Consider the following 26877-nt stretch of genomic DNA (forward strand, 5'->3'; position numbering starts at 1 on the left):
CCTCCCGTGATCTCGCTCCGGTTCCGCGACCCGGGACTCCCCCGCTACAGCTGTGTGGTGGCCGGGCGCCGGAACAGGGTGCTCGACCTGCCGCTGATCGCCTGGCTGACCGTGGTGTGGATGCTGCTGTGGGGCACCCTCAGCCTCGCCAACGCGCTCACCGGGGTGGTGGTGGCGGTGACCGTGTGCCTGGTGTTCCCGTTGCCGCTGGTGAACATCGGACTGCGGCTGCACCCGCTGGGGATCGCCCGGCTGACGGTCCGGCTGCTGTGGGAGATGTACACCGCCGGGGCGAAAGTCTCCCACCAGATGCTGGACCGGCGCCCGTTCCTGGCCGGGGTGCTCGCCGTCCCGCTGCGCTGCCGGAGCGATCTGATGCTGACGGCCACCGCCCTCGCCGTCTCCAACGTGCCCGACGGCTCGGTGGTCGAGGTGCACCGCTCCCAGGCCACCCTGTTCGTGCACGTCCTGGAGGCGGACGACCCGGAGACCCCGGAGCGGGCGCGGCGGGCGGTGTGGCGGATGGAGGAGCTGGTGGTGCGGGCGTTCGGCGACCGGGACGAGATCGCCCGGGTGCGCCAGCCGCCGCCGTCCGGGGGGACCCGGTGAGCGCCGCGCAGAGCGTGGACCGGGTGCTGCTGGCGGCCGCCGCCGTGATGCTGCTGCTCGCCGGGGCACTGGTGCTGTACCGGGTGTGGCGGGGGCCGTCGATGCTGGACCGGGCGATGGCGCTGGACGTGATCGCCGCGCTGATGATCGCGGGGATCGGGGTGCGGTCGGCGCTGAACCGGGATTCCTTCTACTTCCCCGTGATGCTGGTGCTGGCCTTCCTGGGGTTCACCGGGTCGGTGGGGATCGCCCGGTTCATCGCCGTCCGGGACCGCGCGCCGGACCTGCCCCGGGCCGGGGAGGAGGGCCGGTGAGCGGCTGGGAGCAGACCGCCGACACGACCGGGGCGGTGTTGCTGTTCGTCGGCTCGGCCGTCAGCCTGTTCGGCGCGCTGGGCATGGTCCGGATGCCCGACGTCCTGTCACGGAGCCACGCGGCGACCAATCCCCAGTCCCTGGGCATGCTGCTGGTGCTGATGGGGGTGGCGCTGCGCCTGCGCACCGGCATCGACCTGGGCACGCTGGGACTGGTGGGCTTCTTCCAGCTGCTGACCGGTCCGGTGGCCGCCCATCTGGTGGCTCGGGTGGCGTACCGCACGGGTTACGCGGGCCGGGAGGGCCTGCTCTTCGACGAGCTGGACGAACGCCTGAGCGCGGCGCCGCCCGAGGACGGCGGGGGCGGGTGAGCGGGGGGGCCGCCCGGCTCATCGGGGGCGCCGCCCGGGGCGTCCGGCGGTCCGGTGACGGGGGCGGTACCGCGTCACCCCCAGCGTCACCGACGCCGTCTGGGGTGCCTCAACGGGCGTGACGGAATCCGTCGGCCGCCCCAGCGAGGGGCCCGCCCATCGGGCCACACGGTCACGGAGACTCATGCGAAGGGATACACGACGGGCTCGTCCTGGGGAGGGCGACGGCTCTGCCGGTCATCCGCGAGGACCAATGACAGGGCCGCGTGGAGGAGTTCGGCTTCACTGGGGGAAAGCCACAGTCCGGAGTCCCCCTTGTACCTTCCGTCGCAGAGGATCATCAGCGGAAGCAGATAGCGGGTGATCCCGTCTTCGCACTCGATCTTCCGCACCCGCCGGGACGGGATGAGGTCGACCCGCCAGCAGGTGTCCGGCTGGTAACGGGGGTCAATGGCGTTCATCGTGGGGGCCTTCCGTTATCGGCGGTGGGTTACCCAGGGATCATCGACGGCCCGCAAGGACGTACTCACCCGTATCGGCAGGACGGTCCAGAAGTCTGACGCTAGGCTCCGAGACGTCTCAAACGTCCCGTTGAAGGGTGTTGACTTGAACACCGCGCTCCGCACCGCGATGCACAGGGCCGGAGTGACCCCCCGACAGCTCGCATACCGCGTGGGGGTATCTTCCAAGCAGGTGGAACGATGGCTCGCGGATGAGGCGGTGAGGCCTCACGCACGGAACCGCGAGGACGCTGCCCGAGCGCTGGGAGTGGACGAGGACATGGTGTGGCCCGATGTCGTCAAGGACCGAGTCAAGACCGGTGCCGATCGCGAGCTGGTCCGTAGCTATCCGTTCCGGTCCGCCTGCCCGTCCACCGTGTGGGCCGATCTGATCGCCGGGGCGACGGACGAACTCTTCTTCGCGGGGTACACGAACTACTTCCTGTGGACCCAGGTGCCCGCGTTCGCCGACGCGTTGCGCCGTAAGGCCGCGGCCGGGGTCAGGGTCCGGTTCCTGCTGGGGGACCCGGACGGGGAGGTGACGCGTCAGCGCGAGATCGTCGAGGACGCGGCCCTCACCGTCTCCGCCCGGGTCCGCGTCACGCTCGGAGAGCTGGCCCGGATGGGACCCGCGGAGGGCCTGGAAGCGCGCTTCAGCTCCCCGGAGGACGCGGTGAACCACGTCTCCCTGTCCGTTTTCCGGTTCGACGCCGACGCGCTGGTCACTCCGCACCTCGCCCGGCTCGTGGGGCATGACTCGCCCCTACTGCACCTGCGACGGCACGGGCCGGGCGGGTTGTTCGACCGGTTCGCCGAACACGCCGAGGAGTTGTGGAGCCGGTCCGCGCCCCTCGGCTAGGAACCCCCTCGGCGGACAGCCCCTGGTGCGGGCTCACAGCGGGTCAGAAGGCGTCGGAGCACGGCACACCGACCATCACCCTAGGCACGTGCACCCTTCCGTGGGACGGGGAGGAGGGCGGCGCGCGGGCTGCCGTGACAGCGGGGTTGGGGGTGATCCGGCCAGGGCAAAGTGACCCTGGAAGCGACCCCGGCCCCGTCGGGGGCTTGACCACACGAGGAGGCCAGGGCATGGCCCCGTCCGCGGCGGAGACCGGCCGGTTCGCGCAGGAATGGCTGTTCAAGCAGGAGTGGAACTTCGACAACAGCCCGCGCACCGGCGACATCGACACCTATGCGAGGGCGCTGCTGGTCTGCGCCAAGGGGGACGGCGTCATCTCCTTGCGGGAGCGCGACTGGGTCCTCGGCTACTACGCCGCGTTCGCCGGGCACCCCGAGGGGCTGGCGCGGCTCGCGGTCTACCCGGGGGACGACGACATCGTCGACCTGGTCACCCGGTCCGCCGTGGTCAACGGGAGCCGGGGCGCCCTGGTCTTCGACGCGTTGCGGGCGTGCGACGCGGACGGCGACCTCGCGCCGGGCGAGGTCGCGCGGATCAAACGGGCCGCCACCGCCCTGGGCGTCGACGAGGACACCGTCGACCGGCTCAAGGAGCTGTACCTCCAGGAGAAGGCGGCCCGCACCGCCCGCAACGCCCTGCTGTACCCCGACGGGTCACCGCTCTGACGCGGGACCGGACGGGGTCAGGCGAAGCGGTCGGGGTCGCCCGCCCCGAGGCGGACGATCTCGGGGGCGCCGTCGGAGAAGTCGACGACGGTGGTCGGTTCGGTGCCGCAGTCGCCAGAGTCCACCACCGCGTCCACCACGTGGTCGAGCCGTTCCTTGATCTCCCAGCCCTGGGTGAGCGGCTCCTCCTCGCCCGGCAGCAACAGGGTGCTGGACAGCAGGGGCTCACCGAGTTCGGCCAGCAGGGCCTGGGTGACCGCGTGGTCGGGGATGCGGACGCCCACCGTCTTCTTGCGGGGGTGCAGCAGCTGGCGCGGCACCTCCTTCGTCGCGGGCAGGATGAAGGTGTAGCGGCCCGGCGTCGCGGCCTTGACCGCCCGGAAGACCGCGTTGTCGATGTGCGTGAACCGGCCCAGCTGGGCGAAGTCCTCGCACATCAGCGTGAAGTGGTGGCGGTCGTCGAGCTGGCGGATCGAACGGATCCGGGCGAGGCCCTCGCGGTTGCCCAGCTGGCAGCCGAGGGCGTAGCAGGAGTCCGTGGGGTAGGCGATGAGGGCGCCGGAACGGATGCTGTCGGTCACCGTGGTGATCATGCGCCGCTGGGGGTTCTCGGGGTGCACGTCGAAGTACTTCGCCATCCGGCGAGTTTACGTCCCCCGCCGGGGTGCCTCCGACCGGCCGGGCCGCCGTCTCACACGGGCGGCGGCCCGGCCGGTGCGCGACGGCCTCAGAGGGCGCGGGCGGCGTGCGCCGCCCGGGCGGCGATCCCGGGGACGCCGGAGGTGAGGAACGGGCCGCCGCCGCTGAGGTCCCCGACCACTGCCACCCGGGGGTCGACGGGGGTGAGGCCGCCCGCCGGGTGCGGGGCGGCGAGCGCGCCCCCGACCAGGGACCGGACCAGTTCCCGGGCCCCGGCCGGGACGGCGCCCGGCGGGGCGTTCACCGCGTTGACGACGGCGGGGACGGTCAGTTCGCCGTCGTCGTGCCGGATCCGGAACCCGCCCGGCACCGGGGCGACCGCGCGGATGCCTCCGGTGACGGTGAGCTGACCGGAGTCCAGCAGGCGCAGCAGGACGGCGGCGTTCCCCGGGACCATGGGCGAGACCACGCCGACGGCGGCGCGCAGACGGCGGCGCAGCCGGGCCCGGTCCGCCTCCGGCAGCAGCGGCCAGGCGTACGGACCGACGGTGTGCGCGGTCTCCTGGAGCACCCGGCGGCCGACGCGGGGATCGTGGACGGTGTCGAGCTGGTGCCGCAGCCAGCGGGCCGGATCTGGGTGGTTTCCACGGCCCTGCAGGCGCGGGCGGTCGCCGACGGCCGTGACCACGTCGACGCCCGGATACGGGTCCGCACGACCGAGGGCGGCTGGCTGGTGTGCCACGCCTCCTGTCTCACCGGCCCGGGGGGCGAGCCCGGTCCGGTGGCGCTCGTCACCGAGCCCGCGGCCCCGTCCGACCTGGCGGTCCTGGTGGCCGACGCGTACGGGCTGACGCCCCGGGAGCTCCAGGTCACCCAGTGGGTGGCGCGGGGGACGGCCACCGACGGGATCGCGGCGGCGCTGTTCCTCTCCCCGCACACGGTCCGCGACCATCTGAAGGCCGTCTTCGGGAAGACCGGTGTCTCCAGCCGGGGCGAGCTGGTGGCCCTGCTGTTCACCGACCACTACTGGCCCGCCTTGCCGGAGCCGGTGCCCCTGCGGCGCCCCGGACGGCCCCCGGGCCGGGTGCGGACCGCCGTTCCGGTGACGGCCGGTACGGACGGGGGGTGAGGCCCGGCCGTCCGTGCCCACCGGTTCAGATCGCCGTCCGGACGGCGTACAGCGCGCCGAGGGCCGCCGCGAGCGCTCCGAGGGTGAACCGCAGGGCGGTCTCGGGGAGCCGGGGCTGGAGCCGGGCCCCGAGGTAACCGCCGATCAGTCCCCCGGCGCCGCAGGCCAGTCCGAGCCACCAGTGGGGGGCGACCGGTCCGGAACTGACCAGGGCGAGCAGGCCGTAGGCGGCGGCCCCGGCCACGGAGGTCACGAACGTGGTGGCGAGGGCGGCGGGGGCGACCCGGGAGACCGGCAGTCCCCGGCCCACCAGGACCGGGCCGATCAGGGAGCCGCCGCCGATGCCGTAGATCCCGCCGACGGTGCCGACGGCGAGGGCGAGGGCCGTCAGGGAACGGGGGGACGGATCCGCCGTGCCCCGGGCGGGGACGGGGGCCGGGCGGAGGGTCCGGGCGCACAGCCACAGTCCGAGCGGCAGCAGCAGGGCGGCGATCAGGGCGCGGAAGACCGTCGGGCCCGGCAGGGCGAAGACCCGGACGACGGCGCCGAGGACGACTCCGGGCAGGGTGCCCAGCAGCAGGTGGCGCGCCAACGGGTCGCGCAGGGCGCCGGTGCGCAGATGGCGCCAGAGGGCGCCGGGTCCGGCGACCACGTTGTACAGCAGGTTGGTGGGGGTGACGGCCGGACTGGGCACGCCGAGCAGACTGACCTGGACGGGGAGCAGGAACACCGCTCCGGAGACCCCGACCGGCGCCGTGACCGTGGCGAGCAGCAGCCCCGCGGCGAACCCCGCGGCCATCGTCGTCCCGTCCATCCCGTGCCCGCCCCGTGCCCGTTCGCGCCGCCCGGTCCTCCAGGCTCCCCTCCGTCGCGCGGTCAGTATCGGCGGCGGGGCGGGTCGGACGGCCGTTCGGACACGAGATGTTCATGAACGGGGACCGTCTCACCGGGGCTCCGGAGGGTTCCGGGGGCGTGGGTCGGGGCGGTCGGGCGGTCATCGCCGGTGGCCGGGCGGACGCTCGCACCGGGCCCTGACCCCTCCTCACCCGTGCCCCGGCGGGCCCCGGGTGGCACACTCGACCGCGCTCCTCGCGGGTGGTGGTGCCCGGGGAGTACACCCACGTCACCGTGGAGAAGCCGGTGGGCAAGTCGGTGCTGCCGCGCTGGCGGCTGGGGTTCGGTGGCTCCGGGGAGCTGCCCGCGCTGACGGCCACCGCCGCCGGGAAGCGGCCCGGCGTGCTGCGGTACACCGGGGACGGGACCTCCCTCACGCTGGAGGCGGGCGGAGGACAGGTCGTCGTCCGGCACTACGGGCCCGGTGGCGGAGGCCGCCGGGAGATCCGGCGGGCCTCCGGACCGTTCCGGGACACGCTGGAGGTGCCGGGGCCCGGACTGATCGAGGTGGATTGCGCCGTGCCGTGGTCGGTCACCGTGCGCTGAGCCGCCCCCGTTCGCGCCGGGCCGTCGCCGTGGGCCGGGCCGGAGAGCACGTCGCTCGTCCGGCTGGCTCGTCCGGCTCCCGGCTGGTCGGCACCGACGCCCATGCCCCGGTCGCCTGAGGGGGGACGCCCCGTACTGCCACCGGACCCTCGCCCTGGTCCACGCCCGGGACGCCCACCTCTTCGAAGCGGCGCCACGGTTCCGGGAGTTCACCACCGGCAAGCCCTTCGCCGCGCACCGGACGGCCGCGCCGCGCCGGGGCCGGGGGCCGACCCGGGCTGAGGACGGGAGCGGACCCGGACCGAGGACCGGGGTCGGCACCGGCCGCCCGGCCCGTCCGGCTCAGGGCAGCGCGTGGGGGTGGGGCTCCCCCGTGCCGTCGCGGTCGTCGCACACCAGGAGCAGCACGGTGGCGCGCTCCGCGCCCAGCGAGCGGACCTTGTGGGGGGTGGTGGCCCTGAAGTAGGCGCAGTCCCCCGCCGCGAGGGGGATGCTCCGGGACGGCAGGAGCAGTTCGGCCTCGCCTTGGTGGACGAAGAGGAACTCCTCGCCCGGGTGGTCGCGGAAGGGGACCGGACCGGCGTCGTGCGGCGGGTACAGCATGAAGGGGGTCATCCGTTTGGTGCCCGCCCGCAGGGCCATCCCCTCGTAGCGGGAGCCCGGTTCGTCGCCGGGGGTGAGCGGAAGGCGCTCCCCGGCCCGGGTGACGGTGACCTCCGCGAGTTCCTCCGCGTCGGAGAACAGGGTGTCCAGGGGGACGTCCAGGGCCTTGGCCAGCGAGACGCTGACGGCGATCGAGGGCACGCTCTGCCCCCGTTCGACCTTGGAGAGGTAGCTCTTGGTGACCCCGGCGCGCGCGGCGAGCGCTTCCAGCGTCATCAGCCGTTCCTTGCGCAGCCGCCGCACCCGATTGATCACTGACGCTTCCCTCCGTGCTTCCCGGGTCTCCCGGGTTTCCGCGTTGCCCCGGCAGGTCCCACCGCCCGGGACCGGACCCCAGTATGTCCCGTTCCCCGCGCCCGGCCGGAGCCGGACCGGGGAGCGTCCCGCCACCGTCGCACCCCCGTCCCGCCTGTCGCGCCGCCGCGTCCGGGGCGGACCTTGCCGTCATGACACAAGGTGTCCTATGGTGAACGAAGTTTCCTCACCGGGTGTCGCACAGGGCGCCCGGTGCCCACCACGGGACACCCCCGAACCGGAGCGGAAGACATGGCGAACACCCTGCGCGAACCGAAGGACGTCCTCGTCGACCGTGCCAAGCGGCAGATGGACGACCACTTCGGCACCTCGCGCCTGACCACCCGGCAGAAGCTGGCCCTGACCTGTCGGATCGCCTTCGACGGCGGCCACGACTCCGGCCTCGCCGGACAGATCAGCGCCCGCGGCGAACGGCCCGGCACCTACTACACCCAGCGGCTGGGCCTCGGCTTCGACGAGATCACCGAGGACAACCTGCTCCTGGTCGACGAGGACCTCCGGGTCCTCGAAGGCGAGGGCATGCCCAACCCGGCCAACCGGTTCCACTCCTGGATCTACCGGGCCCGCGAGGACGTCCACTGCGTCGTCCACACCCACCCCCCGCACACCGCCGCGCTGTCGATGCTGGAAGTCCCCCTGGTCATCGCGCAGATGGACACCACCCCGCTGTACGACGACTGCGCCTTCCTCAAGGAGTGGCCGGGGATACCGGTGGGCAACGAGGAGGGCGAGATCATCTCCGCCGCCCTGGGCGACAAGCGGGCGATCCTCCTCGCCCACCACGGCCAGCTCGTCACCGGCGCCACCGTCGAGGAGGCGTGCAACCTGGCCGTCCTCATCGAGCGCGCCGCCCGGCTCCAGCTGCTGGCGATGGCGGCGGGCACCATCCGGCCGCTCGACCCCGCGCTGGCCCGCGAGGCCCACGACTGGACCTCCACCGACCGGCGCAGCCGGGTGAACTTCGCCTACTACGCCCGCCGGGCGCTGCGCAACCACCCCGACTGCGTCCGGGACGGGGTGAGCGTCTGATGGCACGGCCACCGCTCGAAGGCGTCATCGCCTACCCCGTCACCCCCTTCGATCCGCGCACCGGGGCGCTCGACCTGGCGGCGCTGGACCGCCTCGCCGACGAACTGGTGACCTCCGGGAGCCACGCGGTCGCCCCGCTGGGCAGCACCGGCGAGAGCGCCTATCTGCGCGAGGACGAGTGGGACGCCGTCTGCGAGACCACGCTGGGGGCCGTCGCCGGACGGGTGCCCACCCTGGTCGGCGTCTCCCACTGGAGCACCGAGGGCACCGTCCGCCGGGCCCGGTTCGCCGCCCGCCACGGCGCCACCGCGATCATGGTGCTCCCCCAGGTGTACTGGAAGCTGACCGAGGACGAGCTGCGCGCGCACTTCGCCGCCGTCGCCTCGGCCACCGACCTTCCGGTCATGCTCTACAACAACCCCGGCACCAGCGGGGTGGACCTACGGCCCCGGACGGTCGTGGCACTCGCCCGGGACGTCCCCCAGATCACCATGGTCAAGGAGAGTTCCGGGGACGTGTCCCGCTTCCGGGCCATACCCGAACTGTCCGACGGCGCGCTGTCGGTCTACAACGGGAACAACCCGGTCGCCCTGGAGGCGTTCCGCGCCGGGGCGGCGGGCTGGTGCACGGCCGCGCCCTGTCTGCTGCCGCGCTGGTGCCTCGATCTGCGTGCCGCCGCCCTGGACGAGGACCCGGCGCGGGCCGACGCGCTCCTGGCGGCGCTGCTGCCCTTCCTGCGGTTCATCGTGGACCACGGGCTGCCGAGGGCCGTCAAGGCGGGACGGGAGCTCCAGGGCCGGGCGGTCGGTCCGCCCCGGGCTCCGCTGCGGGCGCTGCCCGGGGAGGCGACCGAACGGCTGCGGGAGCTGCTGCGGGAGCTCGGCTCCCATCCGCTGGTGACGGAGGACGTTCCGCTCCCGGCGGCCGGGCCGACGACGGTCCCGACGGCGGTCCCGACGGCGGTCACCGGCTGAGCGGGGCCGGGCGTCCGGCCCACCGTTCGCCCATTCGTCCGTTCGTCCGCTCGTCCGTTCGTTCGGTGGTGGGGCCCCCGACCCTCCGCCGGGCGGACGGGCCCGGCCGACCGCCCCGGTCCGGCGCACCCGTGGTCAGCCGTCCCCCGGCGAACGGCCCCGGACGGCCGTCCGGGGCCGGGTCGGCCGGTCCAGCCCCGGGCCACCGCCGCGGGCACAGCCCGGGGAGGCTCCGGACGGCCGTCCCGGGGCGACGGTCCCCGGTCAGCCGTCGACGTAGGCCGCGAGGTGCTCCCCGGTGAGGGTGGAGCGGGCGGCGACGAGCGCGGCGGGCGTGCCCTCGAAGACGACGCGGCCCCCGTCGTGACCGGCGCCGGGGCCGAGGTCCACGATCCAGTCGGCGTGCGCCATCACCGCCTGGTGGTGCTCGATGACGATGACCGACTTCCCGGAGTCCACCAGCCGGTCCAGCAGCCCCAGCAGGTGCTCGACGTCCGCTAGGTGGAGTCCGTTGGTCGGCTCGTCCAGGACGTAGATCCCGCCCTCGGCACCCATGTGGGTGGCCAGCTTCAGCCGCTGCCGCTCGCCGCCGGACAGGGTGGTGAGCGGCTGGCCGAGGGTGAGGTAGCCGAGGCCGACCTCGGTGAGGCGCTCCAGGATCCGGTGCGCCGCCGGGACGCGGGCCTCCCCCGCGCCGAAGAACTCCGTGGCCTCGGCCACCGGCATCGCGAGCACCTCGCTGATGTCCCGGCCGCCGAGGCGGTACTCCAGCACCGACGCCTGGTACCGCTTGCCCTCGCACTCCTCGCAGGGCGTGGCCACCCCGGCCATCACCGCCAGATCGGTGTACAGCACGCCGATGCCGTTGCACTGGGGGCAGGCGCCCTCGGAATTGGCGCTGAACAGCGCCGGTTTCACCCCGTTGGCCTTGGCGAACGCCTTGCGGACCGGTTCCAGCAGCCCGGTGTAGGTCGCCGGGTTGCTGCGCCGGGAGCCACGGATCGGGCTCTGGTCCACCAGCACCACGTCCGCGTCGGCCGGGAGCGATCCGTGGACCAGGGAGCTCTTGCCGGAACCGGCGACCCCGGTGACGACGGTGAGCACCCCGAGCGGGAGGTCCACGTCGACGCCGCGCAGGTTGTTGGCGGTCGCGCCCCGGATCTCCAGCGCGCCGACGGGCTCGCGCACCGCCTCCTTGAGGGCGGCCCGGTCGTCCAGGTGGCGGCCGGTGACGGTGCCCCCGGCCCGCAGCCCCTCGACGGTGCCCTCGAAGCAGACGGTGCCGCCCGCCGCGCCGGCGCCGGGGCCGAGGTCCACGACGTGGTCCGCGATCTCGATCACCTCCGGCTTGTGCTCCACCACGAGGACCGTGTTGCCCTTGTCCCTCAGCCGGAGCAGCAGGTCGTTCACGCGCTGGACGTCGTGCGGGTGCAGCCCGGAGGTGGGTTCGTCGAAGACGTAGGTGACGTCGGTGAGGGAGGAGCCGAGGTGCCGGATCATCTTGATCCGCTGGGCCTCGCCGCCCGACAGCGTGCCCGAGGAGCGGTCGAGGGAGAGGTAGCCGAGGCCGATCTCCACGAACGAGTCCAGGGTCCGCCGCAGCGCGGTGAGCAGCGGCGCCACCGAGGGCGCGTCGAGGGCGCGCAGCCACTGGGCCAGATCGCTGACCTGCATCGCGCCGGCGTCGGCGATGCCGACCCCCTGGATCTTCGCCGAGCGGGCCGCCTCGCTGAGCCGGGTGCCCCCGCAGTCGGGACAGTCGGTGAAGGTGACGGCCCGCTCCACGAACGCCCGGACGTGCGGCTGCATCGCCTCCTTGTCCTTGGCGAGGAACGACTTCTGGATCTTGGGGATCAGGCCCTCGTAGGTGAGGTTGACGCCCTCCACCTTGACCTTGGTCGGCTCCCGGTGGAGGAAGTCCCGCATCTCCTCCTCGGTGAAGTCGCGGATCGGCTTGTCGGGGTCGAGGAAGCCGGACTCGGCGTAGAGCCGGACGGTCCACCAGCTGTCCGACTTCCAGCCGGGGATGGTGAACGCGCCCTCGGAGATCGACTTGGTGTCGTCGTAGAGCTGGCTCAGATCGATGTCGGAGACCGTGCCCCGGCCCTCGCAGCGCGGACACATGCCCCCGGTGCGGGTGAAGGTCTGCTTGACCGTCTTGCGCGTCCCGCGTTCCACGGTGATCGCCCCGCTGGCCCGGACCGAGGGCACGTTGAAGGCGAAGGCGCCGGGCGGGCCCACGTACGGTTCGCCGATCCGGCTGTAGAGGACCCGCAGCATCGCGTAGGCGTCGGTCACGGTGCCGACGGTGGAGCGGGGGTCGGCGGCCAGCCGCCGCTGGTCCACGATGATCGCGGTGGTGAGCCCCTCCAGGACGTCCACCTCGGGGCGCGCCAGCGTCGGCATGAAGCCCTGGACGAAGGTGCTGTAGGTCTCGTTGATCAGCCGTTGGGACTCGGCGGCGATGGTGTCGAACACCAGTGAGCTCTTGCCGGAGCCGGAGACCCCGGTGAAGACCGTCAGCCGTCGCTTCGGCAGCTCGATGCTGACGTCCCTGAGGTTGTTCTCCCGCGCGCCGTGCACCCGGATCAGCTCGTGGCTGTCGGCGGTGTGCCCGTCGGACCGGCCCCCGGCCGCCTCGTCGGTCCTGCTCATGGTGTCTCCAGACGGTCGGGGGGACGGCGCCGGGGGCCGGGCGGGCGGATCCCGGCGGCCCCTCACGCGTCCCGGAGGTCACGGCGCTCCCCCGCGGCGAACAAGTATCCCCATTTCCCGTTTACCACTCAAACGAGGAGGCGGGACGGTCCGCGGTCCGACCCGGCCCGGCCCCGGACTCTGGCCGGAATTCCCTTGCGGCCGCCAGTCACCCTTATCCGCCTTTGCCGATTAACCCCGGAAAAACATAAAGATGCTCCGTGCAAGCAGTCGACCAGAACCCTTTCCGTACGGTAATCGGGAAAACACGGGGGGCGACTGAAGGATGCGTCTGCGGCGCATTTACGCCACGCCTTGCAGTCTGGTGATCACCGGCGGTCGGCATTACGTTGTCCGGCGCATTCCCGTTTCTCTCACACCCCTAGGAGAGTGAATGCGCCACACCCTGAGATGGCTCTTATCCGCCGCGCTGCTCCTCGGCTCGGCGAGCGCAGTGGGCACCCCCGCCGCCGCCGCGCCCGCCAACGCCGTCCCCGACATCAAGGGACGACTACTGGCCCTGCCCGGTGTCACCTCCGCCCGGGAGGTCACCAGCATGGAGGACTTCGACCTGCGCGCGTACGAGATCGAGTTCACCCAGTTCAAGGACCACCGAGCCCCCTCGGCGGGCACCTTCTCGCAGCGCGTCACCGTCCGGCACTACTCGGACCAGCACCCCACGACGCTCCTGACGCTCACCCCCCACCAGTACCAAGGGTTCAAGCCGTACGCGATCGGCTTCCTCACCAACGACGTGGCCGTGGAGCAGCGCTTCACCGGCACCTCCCAGCCCTCTCCCAAGGACCTGACCAAGCTGGACGTCTGGCAGGTGGCCACCGATCTGCACCGGGTGACCAACGCGCTCAAGGGGCTGTACACCGGGAGGTGGCTCTCCGCCGGTGCCGGTGAGACCGGCCAGGTCGCGACCTACCACCGCCGGTTCTATCCGGCGGACGTCCACGGCACCTTCGTGCAGGGGGGACGGAACGACGTCGACAACGCCGAGGACTCGGCGTACGGCGAGGCCATCGAGCGGATCAGCACGCCCGCGTGCACCGACCGGATCAAAGACTTCCAGCGCGAGGCACTGGTCCGCCGGGACGAACTGCTGGAGCTGTACAAGGAGGAGGCACGCAGGAACGGCGACTCCCACCAGGTGATCGGCTCGGCCGACAAAGCCTTCGAGATCTCGGTCACCAACTACATGTGGCGGTTCTGGAACACTTTCAATGATCAGCGGATGTGTGTCATCGTCCCCCTGAAGACGGCGACCACCGCCGAACTGTGGCGAGGGCTCCAGCACGGCGGGGTCTTCTACGAAGGGGACAAGCAACTGCGCTGGGACGAGGTGAAACACTACCTCGCCGGTACCCAGACCGGCTGGCCCACGATCGACACCTCGCACCTGGACGACCTGCTGCGCTACCCGGGGATCAACGAGCCGCGCAGCCTGGTGGACCGGAGCGCTCCCATGACGTTCGACGGCCGGGCGATGGCGGACATCGACCGATGGGTGCGCGAGGACTCGTCCGACATCGTCTTCCTCTACGGCCGGGACCACCCGAGCAGCGCCGAGCGCTTCGACACCGGTGAACGCGACACGGGCGCCAAGGTCTACCTCAGTCCGAACGGCGGGGTCGACAAGCTGACCCCGGCCGAACAGCAGGAGCTGACCGCGACCCTCAAGGGCTGGGCCGGTCTGGTGTGACCGTCCGGCCGGGCGGGGGCGGCACGTCCCCTGATCCCCCGTCCGGCCGGAGCCGGTGACGGCCCGTCCGGGCCCGCGCCCGGTCCGTGCCAGCGTACGGGCCGGGCATCGCGCCGTCCGGCCCCGGCATCCGTCCCGGGGCGGCGCGGCCGGAACCGGACCGGCACGTTCTGGCCGTTCCCGGTGCGACGGGACCCACCGGACGGCGGAGGTGCCCCCACCCCGGACGGACGGCCGTCGCCCGGGGTCCGGACCCGTACCGGGCCGTGGATCCGGTTTCCGTGATCCAAACCGGGAACACCCTTCCCGGGGCCGCCCCGGCCGCCCGGGCGGAACGGCCGCCGGGCGGGACGGCCCCGGCCGCCCGGCGCGGTCCCGAGCGCGGCCGTCCACCGTGGGCGGAAGGCCGTCCTCCCCCGTGATCACGGGCCGGAACGGGGTGGACCGGAACGGCCCCGGACCAGGCGGACCCGATCGCCCCGGCCACCGGGCGTCGTCGGACCCGATGGGTGACGGCCTGTCAGATCCCTTGTCGCCCCGGGCGCTCAGCGACCTCAGGGTGCCATCGATCGGTCCGCGCGATCATTTCTGATCAGAATTCGGCATTGGACGTGGGGTCCGTCCGTCCTGCATGCTCGGACGCATGTTCAAGCCCGGGGCAGTGACGAGGTCCGGCCGGTTTCCGGCCGACGTCCTCGCCTGCCCGTACGCGGCCGTGGCACATCTGACGCCCCGTCTGACGCACCGCAGGTTCGTCGACTTCGGCAGGGTCACGTCCACCGGCTGTCGCTGATTCCGGGCATTTCCCCTTCGGCCCTCCGGGGCGGACCGACGTCCCGTGGACCCGTCCGCCGGTGGGGCCTCCCCCGCTGATCCGCGCCACCACGTCGTCCCCGTCATCCACGTTCCCCTCCCCACCGGCGTCCGGCCGGGCTCCGGCCCGTCACCCGCGCCCGGTCGGCGTACCGCGACGTCCCGCGACGCCGCGCGCCCGCCACCCCGAAGACACGCACCGCACGCACACGAGCAAGGACACGGACATGGTCCCCAGACCCACCCCTCCCGTCGCCGGGAGGCGCCCATGAGTTCCGCCACCGAGAGCCGGAAGCTGCCGGTGCCCGCCCTGGACCAGCTGGACGAGGTGACCGCGGCGCTCGCGGCGACCGCCGCCGAGCACGACCGCACCGGGGCGTTTCCGCACGGACCGGTCCGGGTGCTCCACGAGGCGGGGCTGCTCACCGCCGGGGTGGCCCCGCACCACGGGGGTCCGGGGGCCTCCTTCTCCGACGTCACCCGGATCCTGCTGGCGCTCGGCCGGGGCGACCCGTCCACCGCGCTGATCGCCGGGATGACCATCGTCCCGCATCTGCTGGAGCCCCGCAGTCCCTGGCCCGAGGAGCTGTACGCACGGGTGCTGGCCGAGTCGGCGGAGCGTCCCACCCTGCTCAACCACGCGCGGGCGGAGCCGGACGTGGGCTCCTCCACCTGGGGCGGACCGGCGACCACCGCCCGGCGGACCGCGACGGGCTGGGTGGTGCGGGGCCGCAAGCGGTACGTCACCGGCGCGGAGGGGCTGAGCTACTTCCTGGTCTGGGCCGTGACCGACGAACCGGTGCCCCGGGTGGGCAACTTCGTGGTGCCCGCCGACGCTCCCGGCATCGAGATCGTGCCCACCTGGAACCAGTTGGGCATGCGGGCGACCGGCAGCCACGAGGTGGTCTTCGAGGACGTGGAGATCCCCGCGGGGTACGTCCACGAACTGGCCGCGCCGGACGCCGGACCGCCCCCCGGCACCCTGCCCGGCAGTGTGACGCTGCTGCTCTCGTCCGCGATCTACCTGGGGGTGGCGCGGGCCGCGCAGAGCCAGGTGCACGCCTTCGCCCACGAACGGGCGCCCGCCGCGCTGGGCAGGCCGCTGGCCACCACCGGCCGCTTCCGGCGGGCGACCGGGGAGATCGAGGCCCTGCTCTCCACCGCCGAACAGCTCATCTTCTCGGTGGCCGACCGGGTGGACCGGGGCGAGCCCGTCCGTGGTGTCGACGCCCTGGCCTCGAAGGTCGTCGTCGTCCGTCATGTCACCGGCGCGGTCCACACCGGGCTGAAGCTGCTGGGCAACCCGGGGCTCGCCCGGGGCGGGGCGCTGGAACGCCACTTCCGGGACATCCAGTCGGTCGGGGTGCACGCGCCGGGCGAGGACGCCATCCTGCCGACCCTCGGCGCGACGGCCCTCGCCGCGGAGGCCCCCGGTGACTGAACCGCGCCCCCGTCCGGCCCGTCCCCGGCCGGTCCCCGTGACCACCGGGAACGCCGTGCCCACCGCCGGCCTTCCCTCCGGCACCGCGCCGCCGTCCACCGCGCCGCGGTCCGCGCCGAGACCCACACCCATCGGGGGTTCCACCACCATGCGCCCTGCCCTGCCCGGGTCCAGACGTCTGCTCGCGGTGACGCTGAGCGGACTGCTCCTGCTCACCGCCTGCTCCACGGACGGCGACGCCACCAGCAAGCCGTCCGCCGGGAAGAAGCCGGTGCGGGGCGGGACGCTCACCACCGCCGTCGACACCGAACCGGTCTCCTGGGACGTCCACGCCAGCACCCAGGACATCACCGCCGAGATCCAGCGCTCGGTGCTCGACTCCCTGGTCTCCCAGGACGCCGAGGGCAAGTTCCACCCCTGGCTGGCCACCAAGTGGGAGGTGGCGGACGACTACCGCAGCTACACCTTCCACCTGCGGAAGGACGTGACCTTCACCGACGGCACCCGGCTGGACGCCGCCGCCGTGAAGGCCAACTTCGACCACATCGTCGCCAAGTCCACCAAGTCGCTGTACGCGGCCGGGCTGCTCGGCCCCTACGAGGGCACCGAGGTCGTCGACGAGCACACCGCCAAGGTGACCTTCGCCAAGCCGTTCGCCACCTTCCTCCAGGCCGCCAGCACCACCTACCTGGGCCTCTACTCCCCGAAGGCCCTCAGCGCGAAGGCCGGCCGGCTCCCGGCGGGCGGCCCGGCGGGGGTGGGCAGCGGCCCCTTCGTCTTCACCCGCTACACCAAGGGCCAGTCGGCCGTGCTGACCCGCAACCCGGACTACGACTGGGCGCCCGCGACCGCCGCCCACTCCGGGCCCGCCCACCTGGACGAGCTGGTCTTCCGCTTCCTGCCCACCGCCTCCGTCCGCTCCGGGGCCCTGACCAGCGGTCAGGTGCAGGTCGCGAAGGCCGTCCCGCCGCAGAACGTCGCGGCGGTCAAGGCGGACAAGGCGCTGGAACTGACCTCCCGCCCCGCCCCCGGCAGCAACTACAACCTGTGGCTGAACTCCTCGCTGGCCCCCCTCGACGACCCCCGGGTCCGCAAGGCGGTCCAGCGGGGCATCGACATCGGCCAGAACGTCAAGACGGTCGGCTTCGGACAGTACCCCCGGGCCTGGAGCCCCCTCAGCCCCACCACCCCGCACTACGACCGCTCCCTGGAGGGGAGCTGGCCCCACGACCCCGAGCTGGCCGGGAAACTGCTGGACGAGGCGGGCTGGACCGAGCGGGACGCCAAGGGCTACCGGACCAAGGACGGCGAACGGCTCACCCTCCAGTGGCCGCAGCTGTCGGTGCAGGCCACCCGGGAGGGCCGGGACACCCTCGGCCAGGCCGTGCAGGCGGACCTCAAGGAGATCGGCGTCGAGGTGACCCGCCCCAACCTCGACATCGGCACCTACAACACCCGGGTCTACGGCGGCAAGGCCAACCTCATCGACCTCAGCTGGCCCCGGTTCAGCCCGGACGTGCTGTGGCTGTTCCTCAACTCCGCCAGCGCGCCCGCCAAGGGCGGCCTCAACGCCACCTTCATCGCCGACCGCGACTTCGACCGGTGGACCGACCGGGGCCGGGCCACCCTGGACGGGAAGGTCCACGCGGACGTCTACCCCAAGGCCCAGCGCAGGGCGATCGACCTCGCGGTCGTCGTCCCCCTCTACACCCAGGTCTCCCTGGTCGGACGGTCGACCGCGGTCCGGGGACTCACCTTCGACGCCAGCAACTGGCTGACGTACTACGACGCCTGGCTGGCCGCGAAGTGAACCCGGCGACCCGGCTGGCCCTCGCGGCGGCCCGGCGGCTGGGGGCGGCGGCGGCCGTCCTGCTGGGCGCCGCCACCCTCGCCTTCCTGGCGCTCCAGCTGATCCCCGGCGATCCGGTGTCGGTGCTGCTGGGGCCCTCGAACGCCGGGTCGCCCGAGGTGCGGGAGGAGATCCGCCGCGCGTACGGCTTCGACCTGTCCCTCACCGAGCGGTACCTGCGCTATCTGGGACGGCTGGCCGTCGGGGACCTCGGAGAGTCGTACCAGCTCCAACGGCCGGTCTGGTCGCTGATCGGCGACCAGGCGCTGCCGACCGTCCAACTGGCGCTGGCCGCGCTGCTGCTGGCCGTCGTCCTCGCGGTGCTCTCCGCGGTGGCGACGGCCGGGCGGCGGCCCGCGCTCCGCGCGCTCGCCTCGTTCGGGGAGCTGATCGCGGCGTCCACCCCGTCCTACTGGGTGGGGATCGTGCTGCTGACCGTCTTCTCCTTCCGGATCCCCCTGTTCCCGGTGGCCGGGGCCGACGGCTTCGCCTCGCTGGTGCTGCCCGCCGTCACCCTGGCGCTCCCGCTCACCGGCGTCCTGGCGCAGGTGCTGAGGGAGGGGCTGGAGGCCGCCCTGCGGCAGCCGTTCGTGGTCACCGCCCGGGCCCGGGGGGCGGGGCAGAGCGCGGTGCTGCTGCGGCACGCCCTGCGGCACTCCGCGATCCCGCTGCTCACCCTCACCGGGTGGCTCACCGGCTCGCTGCTCGGCGGGGCGGTGCTGGTGGAGACCGTCTTCGGACGGCCGGGGCTCGGCTCCCTGGTGCTCCAGGCCGTCAGCGCCAAGGACATGCCGGTGGTGATCGGCGTGGTGCTGCTGTCGGCCCTCGCCTTCGTCGTGATCTCCACCGTGGTGGACCTGCTGTACCCCGTCATCGACCCGCGGCTCAGGAGTGCCTGATCCATGGCCAGTCCTCCCCTGCTCACCGGCTCCGGCACCCCCGCCGCCGCGTCCGCGCCGTCCGCGCGGGCCCGGCGGTGGACCGCCGCCCTGCCCTCCGTCCCGCCGACCGTGCTGCTCGCGGGCGTCCTGCTGCTGCTCGTCACCGCCGTCGCCGTGGCGCCCGGCCTCTTCACCCGGCTCTCCCCGACCGCCACCGATCCGGCGGCGGCGCTCCGGGGTCCCGGCGCCGGACACTGGCTGGGCACCGACCAGCTGGGCCGCGACCTGTTCGCCCGGATCCTGCACGGTGCCCGGCCGTCCCTGCTGCTGGGCTTCGGGTCCACCGTGGTGTCGGTGGTCGCGGGGGCCGTCATCGGACTGGCCGCGGCGCTCGGCGGACGGATCGCCGACCAGGTGCTGACCCGGCTGGCCGACGTCCTGCTGGCGCTGCCCGCCCTGCTGCTGGCCCTGCTGATCGTGACGGTCCTCGGGCCGGGCACCGTCCAGGTGATGACGGCGATCGGCATCGCCTTCGCCCCCGGCTACGCCCGGCTGGTGCGGGCCGAGGCGCTGGTGGTGCGGCGCTCCGGATACGTCGAGTCGGCGGTGGCGCTGGGAGTGCCCCGGTCGCTGATCGTGCTGCGGCACGTCCTGCCGAACGCCCTGGCGCCCGTGCTGACCCTGGCGACCGTCGGCTTCGGCACCGCCCTGATCTCCGCCTCCGGACTCAGCTTCCTGGGCCTCGGCCCGGCGGCGCCCTCCCCCGAGTGGGGGGCGCTGCTCGCCGCGGGCCGGGACTTCCTCCAGACGGCCTGGTGGATCGGGGTGTTCCCGGGCGCGGCCGTCACCCTCACCGTGGTCGCCGTGAACGTGGTCGGCCGCCACCTCCAGCACCGCTTCACCCGGAGGGCCGCCCGATGAGCGCCGTCGCACCGCTGCTGACCGTCGAGGACCTGGACGTCTCCTTCGGGCGCCGGGTCCGCACCCACGCCGTCCGGGGGGTGTCGTTCACCGTCGACCGGGGCGAATGCCTCGCCGTGGTCGGTGAGTCCGGCTCGGGCAAGAGCGTCACCGCCCGGACCCTGCTGGGGCTGACCGGGGCGGACGCCACCGTCCGCGCCCGACGGCTCGACTTCGACGGCATCGATCTGACCGCGCTCTCCGAGCGGCGGTGGCGCGCCGTGCGGGGACGGCGGATCGGACTGGTCCTCCAGGACGCGCTGGTCTCCCTGGACCCGCTGCGCACGGTGGGCGCCGAGGTGCGGGAGACCCTGGGCACCCATGCGCTGGCCCGGGGGGCGGACGCCCGCGAACGGACGCTCGCCCTGCTGTCGGACGCCGGGATACCGGACCCGGCCCGGCGGGCCGCGCAGTACCCGCACCAGTTGTCGGGCGGGCTGCGGCAGCGGGCGCTGATCGCGTCGGCGCTGTCCGGCGAGCCGGAACTGCTGGTGGCCGACGAGCCCACGACGGCCCTGGACGTGACGGTCCAGGCCCAGGTGCTGGCGCTGCTGGGCGGACTGGTCGACCGGGGCACCGCCCTACTGCTGATCAGCCATGACCTGGCGGTGGTGGCACGGCTCGCGGACCGGGTCGCGGTGATGTACGGGGGGGCTGGTCGTCGAACAGGGCCCGGCCGGGGACGTGCTGGAGGACCCCCGGCACCCCTACACCAAGGCGCTGCTGGCGGCGGTGCCCACCCTCGGCGGCAAGGGGCGGCGGCTGTCCGCCGCGGCCTGGGTTCCCGGGGCGGCGGAAGCGGTGGGCCCGGGAACGGAGACGGGGGCCGAGGCCGGGACGGGGACGGGGACGGTGCATGGTCGACTGCCCACCCCGGCTGCCTCGTCCGCCCGGTCCGCCCTGTCCGCCCCGTCGACCGTTCCGGCGGACGGGGACCTTCGGGACCCTGGGGGTCCGGCGGGTCCGGCCGTCGCCGTCGCAGTCCGGGACGGGGGCGTGGGGCCCGGGGCCGCCGGGACCGTGCGGTCCGCGACGGGCGGGGAGCCCCCGCTGCTGGAGGTGGACGGGGTCGCCAAGAGCTTCCGGAGCGAGGACGGCGGGGTCTACGCCGCCGTGCGGGAGGTGTCGTTCCGGATCGCCCCAGGGGAGACCCTGGGCCTCGTCGGGGAGTCCGGGTCCGGCAAGACGACCACCGCCCGGATCGCGCTCGGGCTGGTGGAACCGGACGCCGGGACCGTCCGGTTCGAGGGCGAGCCGTGGAGCGGGGTGGCCGAAGGGGCGCGCCGGGAACGGCGGCGGCGGATGCAGGTGGTCCACCAGGACCCGCTCGGTTCCTTCGACCCCCGGCACAGCGTGGAGCACGTCATCGGGGAGGCGCTGGCCCTGGTGGGCGTACCGCGCGGGCGGACGCGTTCGGCGCGGATCGAGGGGCTGCTCGACCAGGTCGGGTTGGCGGGCGGGCTGCGCAGACGGCGGCCGTTGGAGCTGTCCGGGGGGCAGCGCCAGCGGGTGGCCCTCGCCCGGGCCCTCGCCACCCGGCCCCGGCTGATCGTGTGCGACGAGCCGGTCTCCGCGCTGGACGTGTCGATCCAGGCGCAGGTGCTGGACCTGCTGGCCGACCTCCAGCGGGAGCTGGGCCTCGCGCTGCTGTTCATCTCGCACGACCTCGGCGTCGTCCACCACGTCAGCGACCGGGTGCTCGTAATGAAGGACGGACGGGTGGTGGAGAGCGGGGACGTGACACGCGTCTTCGACCATCCCGTCCACCCCTACACCCGCGAACTGCTCGCCGCGCTGCCCCGTCCGGAGCGCGGCGGCCGTGGCCGGGGACGGGGACACGGACGGGGAGACGAGCGGGGACGAGAGCGGGACCAGGACCGGGACCGGGGCAAGGACCGGGAACAGGACCGGGACCAGGGCCAGCGGAAGGAACGGGGAGCACGGACATGACCACGACCGACCTCGACGGCGAGCGGTGGATCCGCCGCTTCCACCCCTCCCCGGGGGCGGCCGCCCGGCTGGTGTGCTTCCCGCACGCCGGGGGCTCGGCCGGTTCCCTCTTCTGGCTCTCCGCGCTGCTCAGCCCCCGGGTGGAGGTGCTGGCCGTGCAGTACCCGGGGCGTCAGGAGCGTCGCGCGGAGCCCCCGGCCCCGGACATCGGCACCCTGGCCGACGCCCTCGCCACCGTGCTGGCGCCCTGGTGGGGCGAGGGGCCGCCCGCGTTCTTCGGGCACAGCATGGGCGCGGTGGTGGCCTACGAGACGGCCCGCGTGCTGGAGTCCGCGACGGGCCGGTCGGCGCCCGCGCTGTTCGTCTCCGGGCGGCGGGCCCCGTCCACCGCGCGCGAGGAGCGGCTGCACCTCGCGGACGACCGCACCCTGCTGGCCGAGGTCGCCAGCCAGAACGGGACCCCGGCCGCGCTGCTGGACGATCCGGAGCTGGTGGCGATGTTCCTGCCCGCGCTGCGCGGCGACTACCGGGCCGTCGAGCGCTACCGCCACCGGCCGGGCGCCCCGGTCCGCTCCCCGGTCACCGTGCTGAGGGGCACCGAGGATCCGAAGGTGACGGCGGCGGAGGCGCTGGCCTGGCGGGAGCACACCAGCGGGCCCACCGAGGTGCTCGCCTTCGACGGCGGTCACTTCTTCGTCGACCGGCACCGGGAGCGGATCGGTTCGCTGATCCGCTCCCGGCTGCTCCCGGACGCCGTGACCGCCCCGGAGCCCGTCTGAGGTCGCCGGCCCCCGCGCCACCGAAGAGGGGACGTCACCCGGCGGCGTTGACGTCCCGGACGCGTACCACGCCGCCGTGCCGTGTGGGAGAGGGAGTTCACCGTGGTTCTAGTGGAACGCGAGGCCCAGTGGGAGCGGCTGCGGGAGTCGCTGGCCGACTGCCTCGCCGGGCGGGGCGGGGTGGTCGCCGTGAGCGGCCCGGTCGCCAGTGGGAAGACGGAACTGATCCGGGTCTTCGCCGAGTACGCCGCGGCCCAGGGGGCCGTGGTGCTGGACGCGGTGGCGCGCTGCTCGGAACAGGGGGTGGCGCTGGGGGTGGTCGGGCAGGTCTTCGGGCATCCGCAGTTCCCGGCCGCCGACCGGGAACGGGCGCTGCGCCCGTCCGGGGAGGGCCGGATCGACCCGTGCGACGCGGACCTGCTGCCCCGGGGGCAGGCGTCCACCCGGGTCAACCAGGTGCACTGGCAGTTGCTCAGCGCCCTGGCGGAGCGGTCCCCGGTGGTGGTGACGGTGGACGATCTGCACTTCGCCGATCCGGTCTCGCTGGACTCCCTGATCCACATCGGGGGGTCGCTGAGCGCCTCGCGGATCCTGCTCGTCGTCACCGAGTGCGATCCGCCGACCGACGGGAGCGCGGAGGAGCGGGCCTGGCGCACTCCGCTGCTGCGGCAGCGGCACTTCACCCGGGTGCGGGTGCGTCCGCTGTCCGTGGCGGCGACCGGGGAACTGGCGGCCCGGCTGGTGGGGACGGACGCGGGGGCCGTCCCCACCGCCCTCACCGCCTTCACCGCCTCGGATGTCTCCACCGCCCCGGCCGCCCCGGCCGCCTCGGACTCCCTGGCCGCCCCGGGCGCCTCGGACGCCGGAGACGCCCCGGGCGCGGAGGCCGCTCCGGCCGTGGCCTGGCACCGGCTCAGCGGCGGCAATCCGCTGCTGGTGCGGGCGCTCGCGGAGGACCACCGGGAGCGCGCGGCGGTCGCCGGGCGGTCGGCGGAGCCGGTGGTGGGCGAGGAGTACGGCCGGGCGGTGGACGCGTGCGTGCGCCGCGCCGGACGGCGGTTCCGGGACGCGGCCCGCGCCCTCGCGGTGCTGGACGCCTCGGAGTCGGGCGGCAGGCTGGCGCGGCTGCTGGACGAGCCGGGGCCGTCGGTCGACGAGGTGCTGACGGCGCTGGAGGTCGTCGGGGTCCTCGACGGGGGACGGTTCCGTCATCCGGCCGCCCGGGCCGCGGTCCTGGCGGGCATGCCCGCGGCGGAACGGGCGGCGCTGCACCGGGACGCGGCACGGCTGCTGCACGAGGACGGGGCCCCGGCGGCCGTGGTCGCCAGGCATCTGGTGGCGGGCGGGCGCAGCCGGGAGCCGTGGGCCTTCGCGGTGGCGCTGGAGGCGGCGCGCGAGGCCCTGCGACGGGACGACACCTCCTTCGCCGAGGCGTGCCTGGACGTGGCCGGGGAGGCGGGCGCCAACGAGGAGCAGCGGGTGACGGTGACGATGCTGCGCAGCCTCGTCGACTTCCGCACCGACCCCGACACCGCCTGCCGTCGGCTGCGGCCGCTGATCAGCGCGCTGCGCGAGGGGCGGCTGTCGGGCTGCCAGAGCGTGTCCCTGCTCGGGCGGCTGCTGTGGAACGGCAGCCGCGATGAACTCGCCCTCGCCCTGCGCCGTCTCGAACGGACCGCGGAGACCCTGGACCCGGCCTCGGAGGCCGAGTACCACGCGGCGCGCGAGTGGCTGCGGGCCTCCCATCCGGCGCTGCTGCCCCGGGTGACCGGCCGGGCCCGTCCGGAGCGCCCCGGGCGTCCGGCGGTCACGGCCCCGCTCCCCGACGGGACGCCGAAGCGCATGGCGGACGTCCTGAACCGGCTGTTGCGCTCGGGGCCAGGACCGGAGAGCGTGCGCGGCGCCGAACTGGCGCTCCAGACCACGGTGCTGGACGACACCGGCTTCGACACGGTGCATCTGGCGCTGTCGGTGCTGGTCTACGCGGACCGCTGCGATCTGGCGGTGGTCTGGTGCGACGCGCTGCTGCGGGAGGCGACCGAGCGGGACGTCCCGGCGTGGCAGGCGCTGTTCGCGGCGGTGCGGGCGGAGATCGCGGTCCGGCAGGGCGACGCGCGGCGCGCGGAGCGGTACGCGCGCTGGGCGATGGACCTGATGTCGCTGCGGAGTTGGGGGGTGCTGATCGGTTCGCCGCTGTCGAGTCTGCTGCTGGCGTCGACGGCGACGGGGTCGCCCGCCGACGCGCCCGCCGAGTCGGGCACCCCCGGGCAGCTGTACGAGACCCGGTTCGGGGTCCAGTACCTGCACGCGCGGGGCCGGTGGCGGCTCTCCCGGGACCTGCTCCAGGGGGCGCTCGACGATCTGACCCGGTGCGGGCGGCTGATGCGGGAGTGGGACATCGACCTGCCGGCGTTCGTGCCGTGGCGCGGTGACGCGGTGGCGGTCCTGCTGCGGCTCGGCCGGACCGACGAGGCGCGGGCGCTCGCCGTCGAACAGCTGGCGATGGTCCCGGCCGCCCAGCCCCGGGCCCGGGGGATGGCACTGCGGACGGCCGCGGCGGTGTCCGCGCCCCGGCAGCGCGGCGGGCTGCTGCGGGAGGCGGTGGACCTGTTGCACGCGAGCGGCGACCGGCTGGAGACGGCGCGGGCCCTCGCGGACCTCAGCGAGACCCACGTCCGGGCGGGGCAGGGCGCCAAGGCCCGGCTGGTGGCGCGGCGGGCGCTGGACATCGCCGAGGAGAACGGGTACGCCCCGCTCGCGCGGCGGCTGACGGCCCGTGGGGCGCGGGCCTCCGACGGGCGGGAACCGGTCCGGGACGGGGTGCTGAGCGGTTCGGAGGCACAGGTGGCGGCGCTCGCGGCGGCCGGGCTGTCGAACCGGGAGATCGCCGGGCGGCTGTTCATCACGGTGAGCACGGTGGAGCAGCACCTGACGCACACCTACCGCAAGTTGCGGGTGAAGGGGCGGGCGGATCTGCCGCCGTCGCTGCGGGCGCTGGACCAGGAGGAGCGGCCGCCCGCGGCGCACGGGGCGGCGCGGGCGGCGGAACGGACGGTGGACTCAGCGGGTGCCGGGGGCCTGCGGTAGCGGCAGACCGAGCAGTCCGCGCAGGGTGTCCGCCTCGTAGGCGGTGCGGAACGCGCCCCGGGCCTGGAGTTCGGGCACCAGGTGGCGGGTGATCGCGGTGAGGTCGTGGGGCAGGGCGCCGGGCCGCAGCCGGTAGCCCGTCAGCCCCGCGTCCCGCCACTCCAGGAGCAGGTCGGCGACCTCGGCGGGGGTGCCGACGGCGATCGGGGCGTCGGAGGTGTAGGGCGTGCCGAGCGCGTCGTCGAGCCGGGCCTTGCGCTCGGCGGCGCGGCCCGGCTCGGGGTCGAGGAACACCACCACGTCCGCGAAGACGTGCACCTTCTGGTCGGCGCGCCCGGCGTCCGCCTGTTCCCGCCGGACCTCCTCGACGGTGTCCCGGACCTCCTCCGTGCTGTGCGGGGTCACCGAGACGACGTCGGCGGCGCGGGCCCCGTACCGGTAGGGGAGGGTGATGTGGGCGAGGGTGAAGACGGGCGGGTGGCCCTGCGGGGCGCGGGGGGCGAGGGCGGGCGAGTCGATGGTGACCCAGTCGCCCGCCGTGCCGCCGAGGGGGACGATGTCGGCGAAGCGGCCGCCGGGGTCGGGGTCGGCGGGGGCGAAGCGGCCGGGCGCGAGGTCGCGCAGCGCCTTCTCGTCGTCGACGCCGTCCCAGAGGGCGCGGACCACCCGCACCAGGTCGGCGGCCCGGTCGAAGAGTTCGGCCATCGGCTCCTGCACCTCGGGGGTGAACAGGTCGGCGAGGGCTATCGGCCGGGCGGGGCTGACCTGGGTGCGCCATCCGGCCCGGCCGCCGGTGAGGTGGTCGAGGGTGGCGAGGGCGCGGGCCAGCCGGGTGGGCTGGGACTGGTCGAGCAGTCCGGTGGGGACCAGGCCGATGTGCGAGGTGCGGGCGGCCGTGGCGGCGGCGATCAGGAACGCGTCCAGCCGGTGCCGCACGGCTCCGGTGGGACGCTTGGGCGGGTCCTCCAGGGTGACGAAGTCCAGCAGGCCGCGTTCGGCCTCCTGGATCAGTCCGGTCCAGTGCGCCAGCCCGAAGAGGTCCCCGTCGGGGGCGTCCGGTCCGGTGGCCGCCGCCGGGTGCCAGCCGACGGTGTCCAGGGCGACGGCGAGGTGCAGGGGGCGTTGCGCGGTCATCGTGTCTCTCTCTT

24 protein-coding genes and 1 pseudogene are annotated in these 26877 nt (G+C 74.2%); 18 read left to right on the forward strand and 7 right to left on the reverse strand.

Going from position 1 to position 26877, the window contains the following annotated elements; all coding sequences use genetic code 11:
• The first annotated feature begins 6 nt into the window (after positions 1 to 6).
• From ACVWNX_RS01320 to mnhG, 3 genes are read left to right on the forward strand one after another with little or no spacing between them, the layout of a single operon-like run.
• Positions 7 to 609, forward strand: a complete 603-nt coding sequence (locus tag ACVWNX_RS01320; RefSeq protein ID WP_454411973.1) for a Na+/H+ antiporter subunit E — start codon at positions 7 to 9, stop codon at positions 607 to 609.
• Positions 606 to 923, forward strand: a complete 318-nt coding sequence (locus tag ACVWNX_RS01325; RefSeq protein ID WP_454411974.1) for a monovalent cation/H+ antiporter complex subunit F — start codon at positions 606 to 608, stop codon at positions 921 to 923. The genes ACVWNX_RS01320 and ACVWNX_RS01325 overlap by 4 nt, the downstream gene beginning before the upstream one ends.
• Positions 920 to 1294: a monovalent cation/H(+) antiporter subunit G gene (gene mnhG, locus ACVWNX_RS01330; protein ID WP_454411975.1), complete on the forward strand. Its 375-nt coding sequence runs from the start codon at positions 920 to 922 to the stop codon at positions 1292 to 1294. The genes ACVWNX_RS01325 and mnhG overlap by 4 nt, the downstream gene beginning before the upstream one ends.
• A gap of 182 nt (positions 1295 to 1476) precedes the next feature.
• On the opposite strand, the gene ACVWNX_RS01335 is transcribed toward mnhG, so the two are convergent.
• Complete coding sequence (locus tag ACVWNX_RS01335) at positions 1477 to 1755, reverse strand: hypothetical protein (protein ID WP_454411976.1); 279 nt, start codon at positions 1753 to 1755, stop codon at positions 1477 to 1479.
• Between ACVWNX_RS01335 and ACVWNX_RS01340 the strand changes: the two genes are divergently transcribed.
• The gene (locus tag ACVWNX_RS01340) at positions 1745 to 2653 is read left to right on the forward strand and encodes a helix-turn-helix domain-containing protein (RefSeq protein WP_454411977.1); all 909 of its coding nucleotides are present in this window, start codon (positions 1745 to 1747) and stop codon (positions 2651 to 2653) included. The genes ACVWNX_RS01335 and ACVWNX_RS01340 overlap by 11 nt on opposite strands.
• 230 nt (positions 2654 to 2883) lie before the next feature.
• Entirely contained in the window at positions 2884 to 3378 is a 495-nt protein-coding gene (locus ACVWNX_RS01345) for a tellurite resistance TerB family protein (protein WP_454411978.1), read from the forward strand.
• A gap of 17 nt (positions 3379 to 3395) precedes the next feature.
• On the opposite strand, the gene ACVWNX_RS01350 is transcribed toward ACVWNX_RS01345, so the two are convergent.
• Complete coding sequence (locus ACVWNX_RS01350) at positions 3396 to 4016, reverse strand: L-threonylcarbamoyladenylate synthase (RefSeq protein ID WP_454411979.1); 621 nt, start codon at positions 4014 to 4016, stop codon at positions 3396 to 3398.
• 89 nt (positions 4017 to 4105) lie between these two features.
• Positions 4106 to 4588, reverse strand: coding sequence for an FAD/NAD(P)-binding protein (locus ACVWNX_RS01355; protein WP_454411980.1), 483 nt, complete (start codon positions 4586 to 4588; stop codon positions 4106 to 4108).
• Here ACVWNX_RS01355 and ACVWNX_RS01360 point away from each other — a divergent pair.
• Positions 4568 to 5146 carry a helix-turn-helix domain-containing protein gene (locus tag ACVWNX_RS01360; RefSeq protein WP_454411981.1) on the forward strand — a complete coding sequence of 193 codons (579 nt, stop codon included), beginning with the start codon at positions 4568 to 4570 and terminating at the stop codon, positions 5144 to 5146. The genes ACVWNX_RS01355 and ACVWNX_RS01360 overlap by 21 nt on opposite strands.
• A 25-nt stretch (positions 5147 to 5171) precedes the next feature.
• Here ACVWNX_RS01360 and ACVWNX_RS01365 read toward each other — a convergent pair whose 3' ends face one another.
• Positions 5172 to 5960: a sulfite exporter TauE/SafE family protein gene (locus ACVWNX_RS01365; RefSeq protein WP_454411982.1), complete on the reverse strand. Its 789-nt coding sequence runs from the start codon at positions 5958 to 5960 to the stop codon at positions 5172 to 5174.
• A 281-nt stretch (positions 5961 to 6241) separates the two neighbouring features.
• On the opposite strand from ACVWNX_RS01365, the gene ACVWNX_RS01370 reads away from it, so the two are divergent.
• Entirely contained in the window at positions 6242 to 6586 is a 345-nt protein-coding gene (locus ACVWNX_RS01370; RefSeq protein ID WP_454411983.1) for a hypothetical protein, read from the forward strand.
• Between the two features lie 342 nt (positions 6587 to 6928).
• Here the strand turns inward: ACVWNX_RS01370 and ACVWNX_RS01375 are convergent, their stop codons facing one another.
• Positions 6929 to 7504, reverse strand: a complete 576-nt coding sequence (locus ACVWNX_RS01375; RefSeq protein WP_454411984.1) for a helix-turn-helix domain-containing protein — start codon at positions 7502 to 7504, stop codon at positions 6929 to 6931.
• 291 nt (positions 7505 to 7795) lie between these two features.
• On the opposite strand from ACVWNX_RS01375, the gene ACVWNX_RS01380 reads away from it, so the two are divergent.
• Together ACVWNX_RS01380 and ACVWNX_RS01385 are read left to right on the forward strand one after the other, a co-directional pair.
• Complete coding sequence (locus ACVWNX_RS01380; protein WP_454411985.1) at positions 7796 to 8593, forward strand: aldolase; 798 nt, start codon at positions 7796 to 7798, stop codon at positions 8591 to 8593.
• Positions 8593 to 9567 (forward strand): dihydrodipicolinate synthase family protein, encoded by a 975-nt coding sequence (locus ACVWNX_RS01385; RefSeq protein WP_454411986.1) that lies wholly within the window; start codon positions 8593 to 8595, stop codon positions 9565 to 9567. Before ACVWNX_RS01380 ends, ACVWNX_RS01385 begins: the two co-directional genes overlap by 1 nt.
• 264 nt (positions 9568 to 9831) lie before the next feature.
• Here ACVWNX_RS01385 and ACVWNX_RS01390 read toward each other — a convergent pair whose 3' ends face one another.
• Complete coding sequence (locus tag ACVWNX_RS01390) at positions 9832 to 12222, reverse strand: ATP-binding cassette domain-containing protein (RefSeq protein WP_454411987.1); 2391 nt, start codon at positions 12220 to 12222, stop codon at positions 9832 to 9834.
• Positions 12223 to 12655: 433 nt separating this feature from the next.
• On the opposite strand from ACVWNX_RS01390, the gene ACVWNX_RS01395 reads away from it, so the two are divergent.
• The 9 genes and pseudogenes from ACVWNX_RS01395 to ACVWNX_RS01435 all read left to right on the forward strand — a co-directional run bounded on the left by ACVWNX_RS01395 (position 12656) and on the right by ACVWNX_RS01435 (position 25729).
• The gene (locus ACVWNX_RS01395; protein ID WP_454411988.1) at positions 12656 to 13969 is read left to right on the forward strand and encodes an aminopeptidase; all 1314 of its coding nucleotides are present in this window, start codon (positions 12656 to 12658) and stop codon (positions 13967 to 13969) included.
• A 1081-nt stretch (positions 13970 to 15050) separates the two neighbouring features.
• Positions 15051 to 16223 (forward strand): acyl-CoA dehydrogenase family protein, encoded by a 1173-nt coding sequence (locus ACVWNX_RS01400; RefSeq protein ID WP_454411989.1) that lies wholly within the window; start codon positions 15051 to 15053, stop codon positions 16221 to 16223.
• 148 nt (positions 16224 to 16371) lie between these two features.
• Positions 16372 to 18033, forward strand: coding sequence for an ABC transporter substrate-binding protein (locus ACVWNX_RS01405; protein ID WP_454411990.1), 1662 nt, complete (start codon positions 16372 to 16374; stop codon positions 18031 to 18033).
• The gene (locus ACVWNX_RS01410) at positions 18030 to 18971 is read left to right on the forward strand and encodes an ABC transporter permease (RefSeq protein WP_454411991.1); all 942 of its coding nucleotides are present in this window, start codon (positions 18030 to 18032) and stop codon (positions 18969 to 18971) included. The genes ACVWNX_RS01405 and ACVWNX_RS01410 overlap by 4 nt, the downstream gene beginning before the upstream one ends.
• Before the next feature lie 3 nt (positions 18972 to 18974).
• Complete coding sequence (locus ACVWNX_RS01415) at positions 18975 to 19874, forward strand: ABC transporter permease (RefSeq protein WP_454411992.1); 900 nt, start codon at positions 18975 to 18977, stop codon at positions 19872 to 19874.
• Positions 19871 to 20365: pseudogene (locus ACVWNX_RS01420) on the forward strand (ATP-binding cassette domain-containing protein); the annotation flags it as partial. The gene ACVWNX_RS01415 and the pseudogene ACVWNX_RS01420, both read left to right, overlap by 4 nt.
• Before the next feature lie 232 nt (positions 20366 to 20597).
• Positions 20598 to 21863, forward strand: a complete 1266-nt coding sequence (locus ACVWNX_RS01425) for an ABC transporter ATP-binding protein (RefSeq protein ID WP_454411993.1) — start codon at positions 20598 to 20600, stop codon at positions 21861 to 21863.
• Entirely contained in the window at positions 21860 to 22642 is a 783-nt protein-coding gene (locus ACVWNX_RS01430; protein WP_454415044.1) for a thioesterase II family protein, read from the forward strand. Before ACVWNX_RS01425 ends, ACVWNX_RS01430 begins: the two co-directional genes overlap by 4 nt.
• Before the next feature lie 102 nt (positions 22643 to 22744).
• The gene (locus tag ACVWNX_RS01435) at positions 22745 to 25729 is read left to right on the forward strand and encodes a helix-turn-helix transcriptional regulator (protein WP_454411994.1); all 2985 of its coding nucleotides are present in this window, start codon (positions 22745 to 22747) and stop codon (positions 25727 to 25729) included.
• Here the strand turns inward: ACVWNX_RS01435 and ACVWNX_RS01440 are convergent.
• Positions 25703 to 26863 (reverse strand): LLM class flavin-dependent oxidoreductase, encoded by a 1161-nt coding sequence (locus ACVWNX_RS01440; protein ID WP_454411995.1) that lies wholly within the window; start codon positions 26861 to 26863, stop codon positions 25703 to 25705. The two genes, ACVWNX_RS01435 and ACVWNX_RS01440, sit on opposite strands and share 27 nt — an antisense overlap.
• Positions 26864 to 26877 lie beyond the last annotated feature (14 nt).

It is taken from the genome of Streptomyces sp. JNUCC 64 (assembly GCF_054484115.1).

Excerpts from the sequence above, each read along its gene's own strand:
- ACVWNX_RS01390 (WP_454411987.1), bottom strand. The coding sequence starts at position 12,222 with ATGAGCAGGACCGACGAGGCGGCCGGGGGCCGGTCCGACGGGCACACC.
- ACVWNX_RS01340 (WP_454411977.1), top strand. The coding sequence starts at position 1,745 with ATGGCGTTCATCGTGGGGGCCTTCCGTTATCGGCGGTGGGTTACCCAG.
- ACVWNX_RS01430 (WP_454415044.1), top strand. The coding sequence starts at position 21,860 with ATGACCACGACCGACCTCGACGGCGAGCGGTGGATCCGCCGCTTCCAC.
- ACVWNX_RS01405 (WP_454411990.1), top strand. The coding sequence starts at position 16,372 with ATGCGCCCTGCCCTGCCCGGGTCCAGACGTCTGCTCGCGGTGACGCTG.
- ACVWNX_RS01415 (WP_454411992.1), top strand. The coding sequence starts at position 18,975 with ATGGCCAGTCCTCCCCTGCTCACCGGCTCCGGCACCCCCGCCGCCGCG.
- ACVWNX_RS01385 (WP_454411986.1), top strand. The coding sequence starts at position 8,593 with ATGGCACGGCCACCGCTCGAAGGCGTCATCGCCTACCCCGTCACCCCC.
- ACVWNX_RS01345 (WP_454411978.1), top strand. The coding sequence starts at position 2,884 with ATGGCCCCGTCCGCGGCGGAGACCGGCCGGTTCGCGCAGGAATGGCTG.
- ACVWNX_RS01440 (WP_454411995.1), bottom strand. The coding sequence starts at position 26,863 with ATGACCGCGCAACGCCCCCTGCACCTCGCCGTCGCCCTGGACACCGTC.
- ACVWNX_RS01395 (WP_454411988.1), top strand. The coding sequence starts at position 12,656 with ATGCGCCACACCCTGAGATGGCTCTTATCCGCCGCGCTGCTCCTCGGC.
- ACVWNX_RS01400 (WP_454411989.1), top strand. The coding sequence starts at position 15,051 with ATGAGTTCCGCCACCGAGAGCCGGAAGCTGCCGGTGCCCGCCCTGGAC.
- ACVWNX_RS01365 (WP_454411982.1), bottom strand. The coding sequence starts at position 5,960 with ATGGACGGGACGACGATGGCCGCGGGGTTCGCCGCGGGGCTGCTGCTC.
- ACVWNX_RS01335 (WP_454411976.1), bottom strand. The coding sequence starts at position 1,755 with ATGAACGCCATTGACCCCCGTTACCAGCCGGACACCTGCTGGCGGGTC.
- ACVWNX_RS01350 (WP_454411979.1), bottom strand. The coding sequence starts at position 4,016 with ATGGCGAAGTACTTCGACGTGCACCCCGAGAACCCCCAGCGGCGCATG.
- ACVWNX_RS01380 (WP_454411985.1), top strand. The coding sequence starts at position 7,796 with ATGGCGAACACCCTGCGCGAACCGAAGGACGTCCTCGTCGACCGTGCC.